A 17,578-nucleotide genomic window follows, 5' to 3' on the forward strand; every position below is an offset into this window, starting at 1 on the left:
TTCCGGTGGCCGCGTCGCCGCGGCCACCGGGCCGCCCGTGGCGCCGTCCGGAGCCGTGCTCCGGAAAGTCCGCGGGTCAGCCTTGCCGAATCACCAGTCTGCCACCCTGCCGCTGCGCGACGACGCGGCCCGGAAGGTTGATGGCCCCCTGGCCCCGCCAGCCGGTGATCAGCCGGTCCACTTCCTCGATGTGCCGGGCGAACAGCGAACCGGCCGGGGCGCCCGCCTCGATGGCCGCGCGGCGCAGGATGCGGCGCCGTACGGCGGGCGGGAGGGCGTACAGCTTGGCGCACTCCAGCAGGCCCGTGGCGTCGCGGACGGTGGGCTCGGCCTGCCCGGCCCAGGCGTCCAGGGCGTCGGCGTCGTCGCGGGAGAGCTGGGCGGTGCGGGCCAGCGCCTCGACGACGCCCTTGCCGAGGGCCTTCTCCAGCGCGGGCAGGCCCTCGTGGCGCAGCCGGGACCGGGTGTAGGCGGGGTCGGTGTTGTGCGGGTCGTCCCAGACGGGCAGGGACTGGGCCATGCACGCGGTGCGGGCGGTCTGCCGGTCCAGTTGGAGGAAGGGGCGCCGGTAACGGCCGCCGGCCCCCGAGACCGCGGCCATGCCGGACAGCGAGCGGATGCCGGAGCCGCGGGCGAGGCCCAGGAGCACGGTCTCGGCCTGGTCGTCGCGGGTGTGGCCGAGGAGCACGGCGGCGGCGCCGTGGCGTTCGGCGGCGGCGTCCAGCGCGGCGTAGCGGGCGTCGCGGGCGGCGGCCTCCGGGCCGCCCGTGCGGCCCACGGTCACGCGGACGGACTCGACCGGGTCGAGGCCGAGGCGGCGCATCCGCAGGGCGACCTCCTCGGCACGCGTGTCGGAGCCGGTCTGGAGGCCGTGATCGACGGTGACACCACCGGCGCGGAGGCCGAGCCGGGGCGCCTCGAACGCGAGGGCGGAGGCGAGGGCCGTGGAGTCGGCGCCGCCGGAGCAGGCGACGAGGACCAGGGGGGCGTGCGGGGGCGGGGCGCCCCGGCGGGGGGCGGGCGCCGTGCCGCGCGGTGCGGGGGGCGCCGCCGCGGGGGCGGGGTGGTACTGGTCGAGGATGTCGTTGAGGACGCGGCGTACCGCCAGGCGTATCGCCGCGACCGCGGGATGGGGACCCATGTGTCCGGTTCCCTTCATGAAGTTTTCGGGGGCTGATCCCGACGTCGGTCACGCAGAGTGTGTAGATGGTGACAGAAGCGGGCCGTTCCCCGAGCATTGCACGCCTACGCATGCCCGGCGGTCCCTCGGACGGGTGATTGAGGGGGCGTCCGACTGCCGTCCCCGGGGCGCCGGTTCACGGCGCCCCGGGGACGGTCACGACTCCGCCGTGCGGTGCACCCGCGCGACCCAGTCCGCGGGTTTCCCGATCTCGGCCTTGGTGGGCAGGGTGTTGGGCGAGGTCCACACCCGGTTGAAGCCGTCCATGCCGACCTCCTCGACCACCGCGCGGACGAACCGCTCGCCGTCGCGGTACTGGCGCAGCTTGGCGTCCAGGCCGAGGAGCCTGCGCAGCGCGAGGTCGAGCCGGGAGGCGCCCTTGGCGCGGCGCTGCTGGAACTTCTCGCGGATCTCCGCGACGGACGGCACGACGGAGGGTCCGACCCCGTCCATGACGAAGTCGGCGTGGCCCTCCAGCAGCGACATCACGGCAGTGAGGCGGCCGAGGATCTCCCGCTGGGAGGGGGTCTGCACGAGTTCGACCAGCGAGCGCCCGCCGTCGTCCTCCTCGCCCTCGGGACGGCCCCCGGCGAGGGTCTGCGCGGCCTCCCGTACGCGTTCCAGGACGGTCATGGGGTCCACGTCGGTCTCGGCGAGGAAGGACTGGATCTCGCCCTCCAGGTGGTCGCGGAGCCAGGGGACGGCGGTGAACTGGGTGCGGTGGGTCTCCTCGTGCAGGCAGACCCAGAGCCGGAAGTCGTGGGGCTGTACGTCGAGTTCGCGCTCCACGTGGACGATGTTGGGCGCGACGAGGAGCAGCCGTCCGCCGTTCGGGCCGCCGCCCGCGGGGAGTTCCCGGGTGGCGGGGGCGAACGTCTCGTACTGGCCGAGGACGCGGGAGGACAGGAACGACAGCAGCATGCCGAGTTCCACGCCGGTGACCTTGCCGCCGACTGCGCCGAGGACGGCGTTGCCCGCGCCGGGGCCGCGCCGTTCCTCCATCTTGTCCAGCAGCGGCTTGAGGAGTTCGCGGAACCCGGCGACGTTGGCGCGGACCCAGCCGGGCCGGTCCACGACCAGCACCGGGGTGTCGTGGCTCTCGTCGGTCTCCATGCGGGTGAAGCCCCGTACGTGCTCCTCGGAGGACTTCGCGTGCCGCCGCAGTTCGGCCACGACGGCCCGGGCCTCCTCCCGGCTGACCTCGGGGCCGGGTCGTACGAGCCGAGTCGCGGTCGCCACCGCGAGGTTCCAATCGACCATTCCCTGTGAAGCGGTGCCACCGAAGCTCGTCATGCGTCAACGGTACGTGGACCGGCGCCGCACGGCACCGGACCGTCGCGTAAGCGGTCCGGAGCCCCGGTACGGGGTTCAGCGGCAGCCGCAGCCCGCCAGGGCCGTCGCCGCGTGGTCCAGGGCGCTCTGGGCGGCCTGGGGGTCGGTGGTGCCGGAGGCCATGAAGGCGAAGGCGAGCAGGTGCCCGTCGGTGTCCACGACGGTCCCGGCGAGGGTGTTGACGCCGGTCAGGGTGCCGGTCTTGGCGCGGACCAGACCGGCGGCGCCGTCACCGCCGTAGCGGCTGGACAGGGTGCCGGTGAAGGCGGCGACGGGCAGGCCGGTGAGGACCGTGCGGAGGCCGGGCCTGGCCGGGTCTGCGGCCTCGACGAGCAGCGCGGTGAGCAGTCCGGCGCTGAGCCGGTCGGCGCGGTCCAGGCCGCTGCCGTCGTGGAAGGAGGCGCCGGTGACGGGCAGGCCGAGCCGCTTCAGCTGGTCCTGGACGGCCCGCGCGCCGCCCGCGAAGCTCGCGGCGCGCCCGGTGCCGAGGGCGGTCTGCCGGGCGAGCGCCTCCGCGATGTCGTTGTCGCTGTTGGTCAGCATCCGCTCGACGACGGCGCTCAGCGGCGGTGAGACGACGCTGGCGAGGGTGCGGGCACGGGTGGTGGCCCGGGAGGGGCCGGGCGCGGTGGTGGTGACGCCGTGCCGCTCGAGGAATCCGGCGAAACGTCCCGCCGCGTCGGCGGCCGGGTCGGCGACCCGCGTCACCGGCCCGCTGCTCGACCCGTCGGTACGCCCCTCGTCGGCGCTGAGCGCGCTGACCGGGGCGATGTTGTCGTTGACGCCGATGGGGTGCAGGGCGTCACCGGCGTAGAGCGTGGTGTCGTACGACAGCTTGACCTCGCGGATGCCCCGGTCGGTGAGGGCGGCGGCGGTGCGGGTGGCGAGGGTGCGCAGGCTGGCCCAGCCGCCGGAGGAGGCGTGCGCGGTGAGGGTGGGGTCGCCGCCGCCGACCAGGACGAGTTCGCCGGTGTCGGGCTCGTAGACGGTGCGGGTGGTGAGGCGGTGGTCGGGGCCGAGGGCGCTGAGCGCGGCGACGGCGGTGGCGATCTTGGTGGTGGAGGCGGGGGTGAGCGGGGTGCCGGTGCCACTGCCGTAGAGCCGCCGTCCGGTGGCGACGTCCACGACGGAGGCAGCGCGGGCGTCGCCGAGCGCGGGCGAGGCCAGCAGGGGCTTCAGGACGTCCCCGAGCGGCTTGGCGCCGGGCGGGGCCTTCTTGGTGCCGACGGTGCCGGTGGCGGCGCCCGCCGCCGCCAGCACGGGCGGGGCGCTGGCGGCGGGCCGGGGCTCACCTGCGGCCGTACCGGAGCCGGAGGTGCCGGTACGGGGCGTGCGGGAGCCGGGGTGGTCCAGGGCGGCGGCGCGGTCGCGCTCGGCGATCCGGCGGCCGGTGGCGTCCCAGGGACCGGCGGCGGAGGCGACGCCGACGGCGAGGGCGAGTCCGGCGGCCGAGGCGGCGGCGGTGTACTGAAGGGTCGTCAGGGGCCCGCGCCGGGGCAGTCGGCCGAGTTGTCCGCGCACCGCCGCGAGGGGCGGCCCGGCGGCCCGCGCGGCCCGTGCCAGCAGGGGGCGCACGGTGTGCGCGAGGCGCTCCGCGTGCGGCCTCGCGGCCTGCCAAGGCCACTGTTCCGGCACGATCACCAGCCCCTTTCGCCATCACGGACCTGCGTGAGGGACACTTAACCACCAGAACTGTGTGTTGATCATGGAGGAGCCACCGGTGGAGTTCGACGTCACGATCGAGATCCCGAAGGGTTCGCGCAACAAGTACGAGGTGGACCACGAGACCGGTCGGATTCGCCTGGACCGGCGTCTCTTCACCTCGACCGCCTACCCGACCGACTACGGATTCGTCGAGAACACCCTCGGCGAGGACGGCGACCCGCTGGACGCGCTGGTCATCCTGGACGAGCCGACGTTCCCCGGCTGCCTGATCCGCTGCCGCGCGATCGGCATGTTCCGGATGACGGACGAGGCCGGCGGCGACGACAAGCTGCTGTGCGTGCCCAGCACCGACCCGCGGGTGGAGCACCTGCGCGACATCCACCACGTGTCGGAGTTCGACCGCCTGGAGATCCAGCACTTCTTCGAGGTCTACAAGGACCTGGAGCCCGGCAAGTCGGTCGAGGGCGCCGACTGGGTCGGCCGCACCGAGGCCGAGGCCGAGATCGAGCGGTCCTACAAGCGCTTCAAGGACCAGGGCGGCCACTGACCCCCGCCCCGGTCCAGTGACACGGGCCGTCGTCCCCTTCCGGGGGACGGCGGCCCGTTTCACGTGCGCGTTCACGCGCATACTGAGGATTTACGGAATGTGTCGTTCAGGGAGCGGAGCCAGTGGCGGACACGGAGGACCGCAAGCCCCGGTCGGACGAGGCGCGGACCACGTACGACCCGGAGATCACGTCGGAGTTCGCGCTGCCGCAGGGCATGTCGGTCGCGCGGGGCGGCGGCGAGCCGGAGACCACCTCCGAGTTCGCGGTGCCGCAGGGGTTCCAGGTGCCGGAGGCACCCCCCGCCGAGCAGGAGGGGTCGGCGTTCAGCCTGCCCAGCACCTACAGCGCCCGCGAGACGACGGTCTCGTTCACCCCGGCGACCGGTTTCCCGGCGGTCAGCCTGGTCAAGGACGCGCCCTGGCAGGACCGGATGCGCACCATGCTGCGGATGTCGGTCACGGAGCGCCCCGCGCCGGAGCCGGTGCAGCGCACTGACGAGGGCCCGGCCGTGCCCCGCGTGCTGGACCTGACCCTGCGTATCGGTGAGCTGCTGCTCGCGGGCGGCGAGGGCGCGGAGGACGTGGAGGCCGCGATGTTCGCGGTGTGCCGCTCCTACGGGCTGGACCGGTGCGAGCCCACGGTCACCTTCACGCTGCTGTCGATCTCCCACCAGCCGTCCCTGGTGGACGACCCGGTGACCGCCTCCCGTACGGTCCGCAGGCGCGGTACGGACTACAACCGGCTCGCGGCCGTGTTCCGGCTGGTGGACGACCTCACCGACCCCGAGACCACGCTGTCCCTGGAGGACGCCTACCGGCGGCTGGCGGAGATCCGCCGCAACCGGCACCCCTACCCCGGCTGGGGGCTGACCCTGGCGAGCGGGCTGCTCGCGGGCGCGGCCTCGATGCTGGTCGGCGGTGACGTGCTGGTGTTCATCGCGGCGGCTGTCGGCGCGATGCTCGGTGACCGGCTGGCCTGGCTGTGCGCGGGGCGCGGACTGCCGGAGTTCTACCAGTTCACGGTGGCCGCGATGCCTCCGGCCGCCATCGGGGTGGCGTTCGCGGTGACCCATGTGGACGTCCAGGCGTCCGCCGTCGTCACCGGTGGTCTGTTCGCGCTGCTGCCGGGGCGGGCGCTGGTCGCGGGCGTGCAGGACGGTCTGACCGGCTTCTACATCACCGCGGCGGCACGGCTGCTGGAGGTCATGTACTTCTTCGTCGGCATCGTCACCGGTGTGCTGCTGATCCTGTACTTCGGGGTGAAGCTCGGCGGACGGCTCAACCCGGACGCGGCTCTCGGCACCTCCGACCGGCCGTTCGTCCAGCTCGTCGCGGCCATGCTGCTGTCGCTGACGTTCGCCGTGCTGCTCCAGCAGGAGCGCGGGACGGTGCTCGCGGTGACCCTGAACGGCGGGGTCGCCTGGTGTGTCTACGGCGCGATGCACGACGTGGGCAAGATCTCACCGGTGGCGTCCACCGCTGTGGCCGCCGGGCTGGTGGGTCTCTTCGGGCAACTGCTGTCGCGCTACCGGTTCGCTTCCGCGCTGCCCTACACGACGGCCGCGATCGGGCCGCTGCTGCCGGGTTCGGCCACCTACTTCGGGCTGCTCAACATGGCGCAGAACGAGGTGGACAAGGGGCTCGTCTCGCTCGCCAAGGCGGCCTCGCTGGCGATGGCGATCGCCATCGGCGTCAACCTGGGCTCGGAGATCTCCCGGCTGACCCTGCGGGTCGGTTCGGCGGGCAAGCGCCGGGCCGCCAAGCGGACCAGGGGCTTCTGAGGTCCCCCGGCCCGGCGGCCGGACCGCGCGCTACTGCTCGCGGTGACCGTTCTGGTCGTAGTCGTACGGGTACTGCCGCGGGTCCTGGTGCCGGGGCTGCTGGGGGTACGGCTGCCGACCGTACCCCTGCTGTTCCTGGCCGTACTGCTGCTGGTCGTACTGCTGCTGCTGGCCATTCGGGTGCTGGGCGGGGTACTGCTGCTGGTCGTACTGCTGGTCGCCGTAGTACGGCTGCTGGTCGTAGCCCTGGTTCCACCGCTGCTGGTCGTACTGCTGGGGGTGGGGCTGCGGGTGCTGCTGGGGGTGCGCGGGCTGGTGGCCGTACGGCTGCTGGGGCTGCTGGGGCTGCTGTTGCTGGGGGTACGGGTACGGGTCCTCGGCGGTGACCGGGCGGAGCCGGGTGGTGGCGTCGTCCATGACGGGGGCCTGGCCGTACGGGGGCTGCGCGCCGTAGGGGGTCTGCTGGTAGTGCGGCTGCTGCTCGGGGGCGTGCTCGGGGGTTCCGGCGGACTCGGCGGACCCGGCGGCCTTCTTGTTCTTGCTCCGGGCCCGCAGGAACTCGATGGCGATCGGGATCACCGAGACCAGCACGATGAGGATCAGCATCGCCTCGATGTTGTTCCGGACGAACGCGTGGCGGCCGAGCCAGGAGCCGAGCAGGGTGACGCCCGCGCCCCACAGGACACCGCCGATGACGTTGAAGGTCAGGAACGAGCGGTACTTCATGCCGCTGACACCGGCGATGATCGGCGTGAACGTACGCACCACGGGCACGAAGCGGGCCAGGACCAGGGACTTCGGGCCGTGCTTCTCGAAGAACTCGTGGGCCTTGGTGACGTTCTCCTGCTTGAACAGTCTGGAGTCCGGCCGGTTGAACAGCGAGGGTCCGACCTTCTTGCCGAACATGTAACCCGCCTGGTCGCCCAGGATCGCGGCGAGGCAGATCAGCGCGATGGCCCCCCACAGCGGGAAGTCCAGCGCCTTGGTCGTGATCAGCAGACCGCAGGTGAACAGCAGCGAGTCGCCCGGCAGGAAGAAGCCGATGAGCAGGCCGGACTCGGCGAACACGATCAGCAGCAGACCCCAGATGCTGTACGTCTGCAACAGGTAGTCGGGGTCCAGCCAGCTCGGGCCGAGGGCGAGTGTCATCACGGGTCCGGGCTCCTCGGGGGATGTGGGCGGCGGCATGCCGTCCTGGTGCGGGCCGCACCAAGCTACCAACGTACGGTGACCACTCCGCGGTTCCGGCCCCCGCGCCCGGCACTCCCGACCGGACCGGCACTCCCCCGACCTCTCCGGCACCCCCTAAGGGTCGGGGTGGCCGGAGATCCGGGACGGGTGCGGGTCGGGTCGGGGATGCATGGGGCGGTGATCCGGGGAACGCTTGAGGCATGGGACTCGACGATTTCGGCGGCGGCCAGGGCCCGCAGCCCGACGTGCTGGTGGTGACCACCAACGACCTGCCCGGACACCGGGTGCAGCAGGTGCTCGGTGAGGTGTTCGGCCTCACCGTGCGCTCACGGCATCTCGGCAGCCAGATAGGCGCCGGGCTGAAATCCATGATCGGCGGCGAGCTGAAGGGCCTGACCAAGACCCTCGTGCAGACCCGGAACCAGGCGATGGAGCGCCTGGTGGAACAGGCACGGGCGCGCGGCGCCAACGCGGTGCTGGCGTTCCGCTTCGACGTGACCGAGGCGGCGGACGTGGGGACGGAGGTGTGCGCCTACGGCACGGCGGTGATCGTCACCCCGGAGTAGTCGCCCTGCCTCACCCGGCCGTCCCGTGGCGGTCCGCGTTGGCCGCGATGGCCGCGCGGAGGTGCTCGGCGAGACCGGGGGCGAGGGAGTCGTAGTACGCCGTGAAGCGCTCGTCGGCGACGTACATGTCCCCGAGGGCGCGGTGCACCGGGTGCGGGCAGTCGTAGAACCAGCGGCAGATGTGCAGCCGGTGCTCCTCGGCCAGGCCGGTCGCGGCGGTGCCGTCGGCGGGTTCGCCGTCGGCCAGCAGGGCGGCGTAGCGGGCGTTCCAGTCGTCCGTCTCCGCCCGCATCCGCCGCCAGTCCTCCTTGGTGTAGCGGGCGGTGCGGCGCCGGGACTCCGCGTACGCCCCGGTGCCGCCCCAGCGCTGCTCGGCCTCCTCGGCGTGGCGCTCGGGGTCCTGGTCCCCGAAGACCTCGAACCGTTCCTCGGGGGTGAGATCGATACCCATCGTGCGTGCCTCCATCGCGTGTTCCACGGCCTCGGCCATCCGTTTCAGCCGTTCGATCCGGGCGGTCAGCAGTTCCAGGTGGCGGCGCAGGTGCGCCCGCTGGTCCGCGTCCGGGTCGTCGAGCAGGGCCGCGACCTCGTCGAGCGGGAAGCCCAGCTCCCGGTGGAACAGGATGCGCTGGAGCCGGTCGAGGTCGGCGTCGGCGTAGCGCCGGTGACCGGCGCGGGTGCGCTCGCTCGGCACCAGCAGGCCGATCTCGTCGTAGTGGTGCAGTGTGCGCACCGTGACCCCGGCGAACCCCGCGACCTGTCCCACGGAGTAGCTCACTCCCGCTCCTTTCGTCGGTACGGCTCCACGGTCGGGCCTCACGTGGGGTGAGGTGCAAGGGCCGGTCCACCGCACGGCCACCTTCGGGGTGTTCAACATCATTTGTCCGCTTATGGTGAGCCCGTGACCCAGGACAGCGTCGCGCAGGCGCCCCCGACGCGGCCCGCGACACCGGCCCGAGCACTGCTGCCGGTCATCCTGCCCGCCGTGCTGGTCGGGATCGCGGCCAGCCTGGTCTTCCTGGGCGTGGAGACGGCGGCGGACCGGTTGCAGCACGTGCTGTGGGGACCGCTGCCGGACGCGCTGGGCATCGGGCGGTACTCGGTGGCGTGGATGTTCGTCATGCTGATCGCCACCGGGATCGCGGTCGGCCTGGTGGTGTGGAAGGCGCCGGGGCACGCGGGCCCGGACCCGGCCACCATCGGCCTGGACGCGCCCGTGCTGCCGGTGGCGGTGCTGCCCGGTCTGGTGGTGGCCGCCGCGCTGATGCTGGCGGGCGGCCCGAGCCTCGGTCCGGAGAACCCGGTGATCGCGGTGAACGTCGGCCTGGCCGCCTGGTGCGGGACCCGGCTGATGCCCCGCGCGCCCGGCGCCCTGTGGCCGCTGCTGGCCGAGGCGGCGACGATCGGGGCGCTGTTCGGCACCCCGGTCGCGGCGGCCCTGGTGATCTCGGAGGCGCTGGCCGGGCGGCCCATGCCGGGCAAGCTGTGGGACAACCTGTTCGCACCGCTCACGGCGGCGGCGTTCGGCGCGATGACCACCGCGCTGCTCGCGCACCCCACGTTCGACCTCGGGCTGCCCGCCTTCGGCCGCCCGCGCTGGCCGGACCTGCTGGCCGCGCTGGTCGTCGCGTCGGCGGCGGCGCTGCTCGGCATGTGCGCGGTGTTCGTCTTCCCCTACGCCCACACCGCGTTCGGGAAGCTGCGGCATCCGATGCTGATGCTCCCGGCGGGCGGCGCGGTGCTGGGCGCGCTGGCGGCGCTCGGCGGGCATCTGACCCTGTTCAAGGGGCTGGCGGAGGTCGGGGAGCTGGCGCGGAACCCGGACGGCTGGTCGGCGGGACAGTTCGCGCTGATGACGGTGGTGAAGCTGGCCGCGCTGGTCGTCGCCGCCGCCAGCGGTTTCCGGGGCGGGCGGATCTTCCCGGCCGTGTTCATCGGCGCGGCCTTCGGACTGTGCGCGCACGCGCTGGTCCCGGCCGTGCATCCGGCGCTCGGTGTGGCGGCGGGCGTCCTGGGCATGCTGCTGGCGGTCACCCGGCAGGGCTGGGTGAGCCTGTTCACGGCCGCCGTGCTGGTCTCCTCGCCCTCGATCCTGGCGCTGCTGTGCCTGGCCTCGCTGCCCGCGTGGCTGCTGGTGACGGGGCGCCGGCAGATGCAGTTGCGCGCGGACGGCACACCGGTGCGCTGACCCGGCACCGTCCGGACCGCACCCCGTCCCGACCCCACCCCGTCCCCCACCCCGACTCCATTTCCGACCGTCAGGAGAGACCCGATGGCGCTGCACAAAGGTCCGGCGAAGCACGAGGAGCGGCGGATGTCGGTCAACCCGTTCTTCGGGGAGGCCGATCCGGTCGGGGGCATGACCGAGGCCCCGCCCACCCACCGGCTGCCCCACGCCCCGATGCCCCCGGCCACCGCGTACCAGCTGGTGCACGACGAGCTGATGCTGGACGGCAACGCCCGGCTGAACCTGGCCACCTTCGTCACCACCTGGATGGAGCCCCAGGCCGGGGTGCTGATGGCGGAGTGCAGCGACAAGAACATGATCGACAAGGACGAGTACCCGCGCACCGCCGAGCTGGAGCGGCGCTGTGTGGCGATGCTCGCCGCGCTCTGGCACGCCCCCGACCCGGCCGGGGCGGTGGGCTGCTCGACCACCGGCTCCAGCGAGGCGTGCATGCTCGCCGGGATGGCGCTGAAGCGGCGCTGGGCGCAGCGCAACGCCGACCGCTACCCCGGTGCCCGCCCGAACCTCGTCATGGGCGTCAACGTGCAGGTCTGCTGGGAGAAGTTCTGCACCTTCTGGGAGGTGGAGGCCCGTCTCGTCCCGATGGAGGGCGACCGCTTCCACCTGGACCCGGAGGCGGCGGCCGAGCTGTGCGACGAGAACACCATCGGCGTGGTCGGCATCCTCGGCTCCACCTTCGACGGGTCGTACGAGCCGATCGCGGACCTCTGCGCGGCCCTGGACGCGCTCCAGGAGCGGACCGGGCTCGACGTGCCGGTGCATGTGGACGGCGCCTCCGGCGGCATGGTCGCGCCGTTCCTCGACCCCGACCTGGTCTGGGACTTCCGGCTGCCGCGCGTGGCCTCGATCAACACCTCGGGGCACAAGTACGGCCTGGTGTATCCGGGCGTCGGCTGGGCGCTGTGGCGGGACAAGGAGGCGCTGCCGGAGGAACTGGTGTTCCGGGTGAACTACCTCGGCGGGGACATGCCGACGTTCGCGCTGAACTTCTCCCGGCCGGGTGCGCAGGTCGTCGCGCAGTACTACACGTTCCTGCGGCTGGGCCACGAGGGCTACCGGGCGGTGCAGCAGTCCACGCGGGACGTGGCGATGCGGCTCGCCTCCCGGATCGAGGCGCTGGGCGATTTCCGGCTGCTGACGCGCGGTGACGAGCTCCCGGTGTTCGCGGTGACCACCGCCGACCACGTCACGGCGTACGACGTGTTCGACGTGTCCCGGCGGCTGCGCGAGAGCGGCTGGCTGGTCCCGGCGTACACCTTCCCCGCGAACCGGGAGGACCTGTCGGTGCTGCGGATCGTCTGCCGCAACGGCTTCTCCCACGACCTGGCCGACCTGTTCGTGGCCGACCTGACCCGGCTGCTCCCGGAACTCCGCAAGCAGGAACGCCCGTTGACGCGGGACAAGGGGACGGCGACGGGGTTCCACCACTGAGCCGCCGGGGAACCCCGGTGCGGACGGGCGGGCGGGGTCAGACCGCCCGTTCCCGCTCCAGCGCCACCAGTTCGTACGCCGTCCTGCCGTCCAGGGACTCGCGGATGATGTCGGCGTGTCCGGCGTGCCGGGCGGTCTCGCGGATGAGGTGGAGGCCGAGCCAGCGCAGCGAGACCCGGCCCTCCGGCGGGAACCACGGGTCGGGCGGCAGCGGGAAGGTGTCGTCCAGGCTCGGTGCCGTACGGAGGAACGTCTCCGTCTCGGCGGCGACCCGCTCCCAGTGGGCCAGCTGGGAGGCCACCGTCTCGTCGCCGACGAGCTGGAAGGTCTCGTGCCAGTTGGACTGGTCGCGCACGATCATCGGCGGTTCCTGCTTGGCCCGCGCGATCCAGCTCTGCTCGACCTCGGCGGTGTGCTTGAGCAGTCCGCCGAGGCTCAGCTCGCTGGCGCTGGGCCGGGAGCGGGCCTGCTCCTCGGTCAGCCCCAGCAGCGTGCGCCGGATGCCGCCGCGCTGCTCCTCCAGGAACGCGAGCAGCGCGCCCCGCTCGTCTCCCCGTGCCTCCGACGCCACGTGCGTGACCATGTCCGGCCGCCTCTCCTCGGGTCCGTTTCCCTGACACCGACGACGCTACGGACCCTTGCGGTCAGCTTCTGTCCGCAAGGGTCGGCCCGGTCGGCCGGACCCCGGAAAATCAGCCGGACGCCCCACGAACCCGGCACCGGACCCGCTTCCCCCGGGGGCACCCGCCGCTCAGAACGGGAACCCGCTCCGCCCGTGCTGCACCGATATCCACTTCACCGTGGTGAACGCCTCCAGCGTGGTCTCGCCGTTGAGCCGTCCCAGACCGGAGTTCTTCTCACCGCCGAACGGCACCAGCGGCTCGTCGTGCACGGTGCCGTCGTTGACGTGGAACATCCCGGTGTCCACCCGCCTGGCGAAGGCCACCCCGCGCTCCACGTCCCCGGTGTGCACGGCGCCACTGAGCCCGTACGGGGTGTCGTTGACCAGGCGCAGCGCCTCCTCCTCGCCGTCGAACGGGACGAGGAACACGACGGGCCCGAACACCTCCTGGCGCAGCAGCCCGGAGCCGGGCGGGACATCGGTGAGCACGCTGGGCGCGACGAGGTTGCCGGTGACGGAGCCGTGCAGCAGCGCGGTCGCGCCCTCGGCCAGCGCCTGGTCCACCACGGCGGAAAGAGCGCCCGCCTGGGCCGAGTTGATGACCGGGCCGATGACGGTGTCCGGGTCGCGCGGGTCGCCGACCTTCAGCGCGGCCACCCTGGCGACGAACCTCTCGGTGAACTCCTCGGCCACCGACCGGTCCACGAGCACCCGGTTGGCGGCCATGCAGACCTGCCCCTGGTGCACGAACCGGCTGAAGACGGCCGCGTCCACCGCGTAGTCCAGGTCGGCGTCGTCCAGCACCACCAGGGCGCTGTTGCCGCCGAGTTCGAGGACCGCCCGCTTGAAGTGCGCGGCGCACACGGTGCCGACGTGCCGGCCGACCTTGTCGGAGCCGGTGAAGGAGATGACCTTGGGCAGGGGGTGCTCGATGAAGGCGTCGCCTATCTCCGCGATGTCGGTGACCACCACGTTGAGCAGGCCGCCCGGCAGCCCGGCGTCCTCGAAGATCTTCGCGACCAGGGTGCCGCCCGCGATCGGGGTGTTCTGGTGCGGCTTGAGCACCACGCCGTTGCCGAGGGCGAGGGCCGGGGCCACCGACTTCATGGAGAGCAGGAAGGGGAAGTTGAACGGGCTGATCACCCCGACCACGCCCACCGGCACCCGGTAGACCCGGTTCTCCTTGCCGTCCGCCGGGGAGGGCAGGATGCGGCCCTCGGGGCGCAGCGCCAGGTGCACGGACTCGCGCAGGAACTCCTTGACGAGGTGCAGCTCGAACCCGGCCTTGACGCGGGTGCCGCCCAGTTCGGCGACGATCAGCTCGGTTATCGCCGCCTCGCGCTCCTCGACCAGCCGCAGCGCCCGCTCGAACACGGCCCGCCGGGCGTAGGGGCTGGTCGCGGCCCACGCGCGCTGCGCGCGGGCGGCGGCGCGGTACGCCTCGTCCACCTCATCGACGGTGGCCACGGTGATGGAGGCCAGCTTGGCGTCGTCGTACGGGTCGAAGTCGATGACGTCCCAGGAGCCGCCGCCCCGCCGCCATTCCCCGCCGATGTACTGCCGGTCCAGCTCACTGAAGTAGGACGACATGTGACCCCTCGATCACTAGCGGCTGCCAGTTCCTGATCCGATCACTCGTCATCGTACTGATGTGTCAATGCTGTTGGGCGATCCTGTGGATGAGCTCCCGGCTCTCCTCTGGGCCGGGGCTGTCCTGCTGGAGTTCCTTGAGGGCCAGTTCGTACTGGGCGACGTCCTCGCGCTTGTCCAGGTAGAGCGCGCTGGTGAGCTGCTCCATGTAGACCACGTCGGAGAGGTCGGACTCGGGGAAGCTGAGGAGGGTGAAGGCGCCGCTCTCCCCGGAGTGGCCGCCGAAGCCGAACGGCATCACCTGGAGCCGCACGTTGGGGCGCTCGGAGATCTCGGCGAGGTGCCGGAGCTGGCCGCGCATCACGTCGCGGTCGCCGTAGGGGCGGTGCAGGGCGGCCTCGTCGAGGACGATGTGCAGTTCGGGTCCGTGCTCGCCGAGCAGATGCCGCTGGCGTTCGAGGCGCAGCGCGACCCGCTTGTCCACGTCGGCCTGGCAGGCGCCGCGCATGCCGCGCCGGACGACCGCGCGGGCGTACTCCTCGGTCTGGAGCAGCCCGTGCACGAACTGCACCTCGTAGACCCGGATCAGCGAGGCGGCGCCCTCCAGGCCGACGTAGGTGGGGAACCAGCTCGGCAGCACGTCGTTGTAACTGTGCCACCAGCCCGCCACGTTGGCCTCGCGCACCAGGGAGAGCAGCGACTCGCGTTCCGGGCCGTCCGTGATGCCGTACAGCGTCAACAGGTCTTCCACGTCCCTGGACTTGAAGCTCACCCGGCCCAGCTCCATGCGGCTGATCTTCGACTCCGAGGCGCGGATCGAGTACCCGGCCGCCTCGCGGGTGATGCCGCGCGCCTCGCGCAGCCGCCTGAGCTGGGAGCCGAGCAGCATGCGCCGCACCACCGATCCGGGCTCTTGCACGCTCATGTCAGCCAGCCTCCCCGCCTGTGCCCCAAGGGACCAAGTCTGCCACCAAAGCACTTCGAGCTGTACTCACCCGGTTACGGAAACGTAGATCGACATCGATTTTCGGCCTGCATTGGCCTGGACCACTGGCAGCGAAAAGTGTCGGAGCCGTGGAAAAAATAGTCAGGAAGCGGCACGTCAGGGTCCAATTCGCGCGCGTGCACGTGCATCTGCCCTTGCATCTGCTCCGGGCTTCCGAAACCATTGGGCCCGCGCCACCGCTGCCTCGCCACCACCGCGAATTCCGGGAGTGCCTCGCATGGGAACGAATGGATCGACCATGCTCAAGCCGTTACGGCAGGGCCTTCCCCCGCTCGATCCCGCCGCGGTCGTGAACGCGGCCTCCTGCGCCCTTCCTCCGCGCTTCGAAGCGGTGCGCGAGGCACGGCACTTCACCCGCGACACCCTCGGACAGTGGGACGTGGGCGACCGGTTCGACGACATCTGCCTGGTCGTCTCCGAACTCGTCACCAACGCGCTGCGGCACGCCCTGCCCGCCGACACCGCGCCCCTGGAGCAGCCGCACTCCTCGGTACGGCTCCATCTGCTGTGCTGGACCGAGCGGCTGGTGTGCGCGGTGCGCGATCCCGGCCCCGAGTCGCCCGCGCCGCGCGACCCGGACGGCGACCGCGCGTCCGAGTCGGGGCGGGGACTGTTCCTGGTGGACTCCTTCGCGGACAGCTGGGGCTGGCACCCGCTGACCGGCGCACTGGACGGCAAGGTCGTGTGGGCGCTGTTCCGGCTGGACACCCGCGGATGAGGCGGCCGCTCCCGGCGGGCGGCGCGGGTCAGCCGACGATCAGGTGGTCGAACTCCCCGTCCTTGACGCCGAGGAGCATGGCCTCGATCTCGGCACGGGTGTAGACGAGGGCGGGGCCGTCCGGGAAGCGCGAGTTGCGCACCGCGACATCGCCGCCGGGCAGCCGCGCGAACTCCACGCACGATCCCTGGGAGTTGCTGTGCCGGCTCTTCTGCCAGGCCACTCCGTCCAGCTGAGTGGCAGCCATCCCGTTGTGCACGCCGTACCCCCCATAGCCGCCGTTGGCGTCGTGGTCCATCAGGTGTCTCCCCGGTGGTTCACCGACTGGTCCGGCCCCCGCGAAAGCGTGGCCGACCGTTTCGGATCATAGCCTCGCTCATATGCAGATGCCCGAGCAGATGCACGTGCACGCGGGGTGCTCCCGCGATTACAGCTTCGGATTTTTCTGTGCCCTGTCTGCCCGCGGTTACCGCCCCGTAGTACGCGGCGCGCACCGGCCGTGACCAGGGACACGGCCACCCTCCGGCGCGGGGGTGCGGATTTGCCCGGTTCGCACCGCTCGCGGGGGTAGCTTGCTGCGGTGATCACGGGGACGGTACGGGTGGCGCGGCGGCGCACGGTGCGACGGTGGCGGCGACGGGCGGGCGCGGCCTGGGTCCTGGCGGCCGGATGCGCGCTCGCCGCGTGCGGCGGTGGCGGTGGCGGTGGTACCGACGGTTCTACGGTGAACTCAGCTTCTTTGCAAGGCAGTTGGCTGCGTACCGGCCACGGCGTGATCGTCGCCCTGGTCGTCACCGGGGAACGGGCGGGACTGTTCACGTCGGACGGCACGGTGTGCGGGGGCACCGCTCCCGGCGGCGCGGGTCCGATCCGGCTGACCTGCGCGCACGGCTCCGACGAGCGGGGCACAGGCACGATCGGCGAGGTGAACTCCCGGACACTTAAGGTGCGTTGGTCGGGTACGGCGGGCGAGGAGACGTACGGCCGGGCGGCGGGCGGGACGCTGCCGCCGGGGCTGCCGACGGCCGCCGGGCCGGGTCGGCACCCCTGATGCGGTGAATTCCGCCGGGGCGGGTGAGCACGGACCGCGCACAGGGGCCATGATGCGGGGAGAGCTTCTCGACCTCGATGGGGATTCCTGCACATGCGCGTCATTCCGCTCACCGTCACCGCCCTCACCGCGGCCATGCTGCTGACCGCCTGCGACGACGGGGGTGGCGCCAAGAACGGCGGGAGCGACGCCGCCTGCGTGATCGGCGGCGGGGTCTCGGCCGAACTGGGCGCGGCGAGCGTCGCCCCGGCCGCCGGGGACACCGGCCAGGTGCCGGTCAGCCTCACCAACCAGAGCGCGCCCTGCTACCTGGACCACTTCGCCGGTGCCCGGCTGAACACGGCCGACGGCAAGCACGCGGACGCCACCGTCCAGTCCGGCGCCAAGGCCCAGCGGCTCAAGCTGAACAAGGGCGACTCCGCCACCTTCACGCTCACCTACGTACGCGGTGCGGCGGGCGCCGGGAGCCTGGACGCCAAGTCCGTCAGGATCACGCTGCCCGGCTCGGACCAGGGCCGGGACTTCCCGTGGTCCTACGGCCCCGTCGCCACCAAGGGCGGCGCGACGACACCGGACGCGTCGGTGAGCGCGTTCCAGCAGGTGGGCGACTGAGGCCGAGACTCCGGCCGGGCGGCCCCGAGGCACGCGGG

General features: G+C 72.5%; 17 protein-coding genes. 8 read left to right on the forward strand and 9 right to left on the reverse strand.

All coding sequences use genetic code 11. The features are described 5' to 3' along the window. Positions 1-76: 76 nt before the first annotated feature. From tilS to dacB, 3 genes are all read right to left on the reverse strand, one after another. Positions 77-1,141 carry a tRNA lysidine(34) synthetase TilS gene (gene tilS, locus KUM39_RS09730; RefSeq protein ID WP_217785058.1) on the reverse strand — a complete coding sequence of 355 codons (1,065 nt, stop codon included), beginning with the start codon at positions 1,139-1,141 and terminating at the stop codon, positions 77-79. Positions 1,142-1,336: 195 nt separating this feature from the next. Further along, the gene (locus KUM39_RS09735; protein ID WP_217785059.1) at positions 1,337-2,473 is read right to left on the reverse strand and encodes an Rv3626c family coenzyme F420 biosynthesis-associated protein; all 1,137 of its coding nucleotides are present in this window, start codon (positions 2,471-2,473) and stop codon (positions 1,337-1,339) included. 75 nt (positions 2,474-2,548) lie between these two features. Next, positions 2,549-4,153, reverse strand: coding sequence for a D-alanyl-D-alanine carboxypeptidase/D-alanyl-D-alanine endopeptidase (gene dacB / locus KUM39_RS09740; protein WP_217785060.1), 1,605 nt, complete (start codon positions 4,151-4,153; stop codon positions 2,549-2,551). A 79-nt stretch (positions 4,154-4,232) separates the two neighbouring features. Between dacB and KUM39_RS09745 the strand changes: the two genes are divergently transcribed. Both KUM39_RS09745 and KUM39_RS09750 read left to right on the forward strand, forming a co-directional pair. Beyond that, entirely contained in the window at positions 4,233-4,724 is a 492-nt protein-coding gene (locus tag KUM39_RS09745) for an inorganic diphosphatase (protein WP_003975424.1), read from the forward strand. Between the two features lie 122 nt (positions 4,725-4,846). Then, positions 4,847-6,505, forward strand: a complete 1,659-nt coding sequence (locus KUM39_RS09750; RefSeq protein ID WP_217785061.1) for a threonine/serine exporter family protein — start codon at positions 4,847-4,849, stop codon at positions 6,503-6,505. A 30-nt stretch (positions 6,506-6,535) separates the two neighbouring features. On the opposite strand, the gene KUM39_RS09755 is transcribed toward KUM39_RS09750, so the two are convergent. Beyond that, positions 6,536-7,657, reverse strand: a complete 1,122-nt coding sequence (locus KUM39_RS09755; RefSeq protein WP_217785062.1) for a DedA family protein — start codon at positions 7,655-7,657, stop codon at positions 6,536-6,538. Positions 7,658-7,896: 239 nt separating this feature from the next. Here KUM39_RS09755 and KUM39_RS09760 point away from each other — a divergent pair, with 239 nt between their 5' ends. Continuing rightward, entirely contained in the window at positions 7,897-8,262 is a 366-nt protein-coding gene (locus KUM39_RS09760; RefSeq protein WP_217785063.1) for a YbjQ family protein, read from the forward strand. A 10-nt stretch (positions 8,263-8,272) separates the two neighbouring features. On the opposite strand, the gene KUM39_RS09765 is transcribed toward KUM39_RS09760, so the two are convergent. Next, positions 8,273-9,040: a MerR family transcriptional regulator gene (locus KUM39_RS09765; RefSeq protein WP_217785064.1), complete on the reverse strand. Its 768-nt coding sequence runs from the start codon at positions 9,038-9,040 to the stop codon at positions 8,273-8,275. A 123-nt stretch (positions 9,041-9,163) separates the two neighbouring features. Between KUM39_RS09765 and KUM39_RS09770 the strand changes: the two genes are divergently transcribed. Together KUM39_RS09770 and gad are read left to right on the forward strand one after the other, a co-directional pair. After that, positions 9,164-10,450: an ion channel protein gene (locus KUM39_RS09770; RefSeq protein ID WP_217785065.1), complete on the forward strand. Its 1,287-nt coding sequence runs from the start codon at positions 9,164-9,166 to the stop codon at positions 10,448-10,450. A gap of 84 nt (positions 10,451-10,534) precedes the next feature. After that, the gene (gene gad, locus KUM39_RS09775) at positions 10,535-11,941 is read left to right on the forward strand and encodes a glutamate decarboxylase (protein ID WP_217785066.1); all 1,407 of its coding nucleotides are present in this window, start codon (positions 10,535-10,537) and stop codon (positions 11,939-11,941) included. A gap of 37 nt (positions 11,942-11,978) precedes the next feature. Here gad and KUM39_RS09780 read toward each other — a convergent pair whose 3' ends face one another. The 3 genes from KUM39_RS09780 to KUM39_RS09790 form a co-directional block, all read right to left on the reverse strand. Continuing rightward, positions 11,979-12,524, reverse strand: coding sequence for a DinB family protein (locus KUM39_RS09780; RefSeq protein ID WP_217785067.1), 546 nt, complete (start codon positions 12,522-12,524; stop codon positions 11,979-11,981). A gap of 168 nt (positions 12,525-12,692) precedes the next feature. Continuing rightward, on the reverse strand, positions 12,693-14,153 hold the full coding sequence (locus KUM39_RS09785) for an aldehyde dehydrogenase family protein (protein ID WP_217785068.1): 1,461 nt from the start codon (positions 14,151-14,153) through the stop codon (positions 12,693-12,695). Positions 14,154-14,217: 64 nt separating this feature from the next. Continuing rightward, a complete protein-coding gene (locus KUM39_RS09790) occupies positions 14,218-15,078 on the reverse strand; it encodes a Sco1979 family transcriptional regulator (protein WP_217785069.1) in 861 nt (286 codons plus the stop codon). A 319-nt stretch (positions 15,079-15,397) separates the two neighbouring features. Between KUM39_RS09790 and KUM39_RS09795 the strand changes: the two genes are divergently transcribed. After that, positions 15,398-15,877 (forward strand): ATP-binding protein, encoded by a 480-nt coding sequence (locus KUM39_RS09795; RefSeq protein ID WP_246619876.1) that lies wholly within the window; start codon positions 15,398-15,400, stop codon positions 15,875-15,877. Between the two features lie 28 nt (positions 15,878-15,905). Here the strand turns inward: KUM39_RS09795 and KUM39_RS09800 are convergent, their stop codons facing one another. Continuing rightward, positions 15,906-16,175: a DUF397 domain-containing protein gene (locus KUM39_RS09800; RefSeq protein WP_217785071.1), complete on the reverse strand. Its 270-nt coding sequence runs from the start codon at positions 16,173-16,175 to the stop codon at positions 15,906-15,908. Positions 16,176-16,601: 426 nt separating this feature from the next. Between KUM39_RS09800 and KUM39_RS09805 the strand changes: the two genes are divergently transcribed. After that, complete coding sequence (locus KUM39_RS09805) at positions 16,602-16,928, forward strand: hypothetical protein (RefSeq protein ID WP_308288095.1); 327 nt, start codon at positions 16,602-16,604, stop codon at positions 16,926-16,928. Positions 16,929-17,021: 93 nt separating this feature from the next. Continuing rightward, positions 17,022-17,540, forward strand: a complete 519-nt coding sequence (locus KUM39_RS09810; RefSeq protein WP_217785072.1) for a DUF4232 domain-containing protein — start codon at positions 17,022-17,024, stop codon at positions 17,538-17,540. Positions 17,541-17,578: the final 38 nt, after the last annotated feature.

This window comes from Streptomyces corallincola, assembly GCF_019104725.1.
Lineage (GTDB): Bacteria > Actinomycetota > Actinomycetes > Streptomycetales > Streptomycetaceae > Streptomyces > Streptomyces corallincola.

Bases quoted from the DNA above. Each gene is read 5' to 3' on its own strand.
- KUM39_RS09795 (WP_246619876.1), top strand. From the start codon at position 15,398: ATGCTCAAGCCGTTACGGCAGGGCCTTCCCCCGCTCGATCCCGCCGCG.
- KUM39_RS09760 (WP_217785063.1), top strand. From the start codon at position 7,897: ATGGGACTCGACGATTTCGGCGGCGGCCAGGGCCCGCAGCCCGACGTG.
- KUM39_RS09735 (WP_217785059.1), bottom strand. From the start codon at position 2,473: ATGACGAGCTTCGGTGGCACCGCTTCACAGGGAATGGTCGATTGGAAC.
- KUM39_RS09790 (WP_217785069.1), bottom strand. From the start codon at position 15,078: ATGAGCGTGCAAGAGCCCGGATCGGTGGTGCGGCGCATGCTGCTCGGC.
- tilS (WP_217785058.1), bottom strand. From the start codon at position 1,141: ATGGGTCCCCATCCCGCGGTCGCGGCGATACGCCTGGCGGTACGCCGC.
- KUM39_RS09810 (WP_217785072.1), top strand. From the start codon at position 17,022: ATGCGCGTCATTCCGCTCACCGTCACCGCCCTCACCGCGGCCATGCTG.
- KUM39_RS09800 (WP_217785071.1), bottom strand. From the start codon at position 16,175: ATGGACCACGACGCCAACGGCGGCTATGGGGGGTACGGCGTGCACAAC.
- KUM39_RS09785 (WP_217785068.1), bottom strand. From the start codon at position 14,153: ATGTCGTCCTACTTCAGTGAGCTGGACCGGCAGTACATCGGCGGGGAA.
- KUM39_RS09780 (WP_217785067.1), bottom strand. From the start codon at position 12,524: ATGGTCACGCACGTGGCGTCGGAGGCACGGGGAGACGAGCGGGGCGCG.
- gad (WP_217785066.1), top strand. From the start codon at position 10,535: ATGGCGCTGCACAAAGGTCCGGCGAAGCACGAGGAGCGGCGGATGTCG.